The organism is Mucilaginibacter sp. P5_A6, from assembly GCF_056400585.1.
Map to the genome: position 1 here is coordinate 1 of NZ_JBFUKZ010000083.1, position 1,419 is coordinate 1,419.

Here is a 1,419-nt window from a genome sequence, read left to right on the forward strand (position 1 = left end):
AAACAATGTTGGCTTAAGCCGAAAGTTTAATAAGGTTTAACAAAAAAAGATTTCTATAGCCTGTTAGTCTGCAAAGCATTTAAAACTTCATTGTCATTTACACATTTATTTTATTAAAATAAACTACATTTGATTATATGGTTTCTGTATCGAACACGTAAGCCTAATTAACCAGTTATTGATATTAATGAGAAGACTATTATTTACCCTGGTAGGAGTAACAGCCTTTTTCTTTGGTTTTGCTCAAAATTTGTTTACTAAAAAAGTAATGAAATACTCATTGAAAGATGGTCTTTCATTTGGAATAATAAATGGTATTACCCAGGACAATAAGGGATTTATGTGGTTTGCTACCGGCGATGGTTTAAACCGGTTTGATGGCACAAATTTCAAAGTGTTTAAATTTGAGCCCGACAATCCGTATAGCTTACCTGGTAATTACGTTCAAACAATATACAAAGATACACACGGCACTATTTGGATATCATCGAGAAGGGGAATTTATCAATTTGACACAAACAGAGAACGTTTTACAAAATTTGACCCACCGAGTCTTCGGCCGAACGGTTTAACCAATGTAAACAGCATTTTTGAAAATAATAAAGATCAGTTGTGGTTTTCATGCGGTGCTTCAGGATTCTCATCTTATAATTTAAATACCAAACTGTTTAAAAGTTATACTAAAACAGAATTGCCAGGCTTGTTGGGCGATTTATCAGTTATCAATGTAGTCGAAGATACTTATGGACTGCTATGGGTGGGTACACGTGATGGCGGGCTCAACGTTTTCAGTACCAGGAATGGAACTGTTTTCAAAAATTTGAATAGTCAGTTCCCACTTAAACAGGTCCCTCAGGGGCTTATTACTTGTATTTACGAAGATCATAATCATGATATCTGGATAGCTACCAGCAAAGGGTTGACGCTTTACAGAAGAAAAGAGAATAATTTCCACGTTTTTTTAGGCTCAACTTATAAATTAAGAAGCAACTATTTTTATTCTCTTTTGGAGGATGATCATAAAAATCTGCTTGTTGGTCTTCAGGATGGGGGATTATATAATATAAACCTCGAAAAGGCAGAAAAGTCTTCATATAAAGATATAACAATTGATCCGGTGAAATCGGAAGATAATTATAGTATTACAGCCCGGACTATTCAAACCTTATTCCAGGACCGTGACAAAAATATATGGACCGGAACTTACGGTGACGGTATTTACATGTTAAGCAACGTACCAGAAAAATTTAAAAAATTTCAAAATAAGTTGACAGACGCTTATGGAACCAGCTTTTTAAGGTACTATGGTATGTGTATTGATGGTGAGGGATATTTGTGGATGGGAACCGATGGGGATGGAATATACAAGAAGAAGCTGAGTGGTGAGGTAGTAAAATATTACAGAGCAAACGGAAAAAA

General features: G+C 34.9%; 1 protein-coding gene. It reads left to right on the top strand.

All coding sequences use genetic code 11. The annotated features are described in order from the left end of the window. Positions 1-187: 187 nt before the first annotated feature. A partial coding sequence (locus AC1DO4_RS27815; RefSeq protein ID WP_477421036.1) for a ligand-binding sensor domain-containing protein occupies positions 188-1,419 on the top strand: 1,232 nt, incomplete at its 3' end.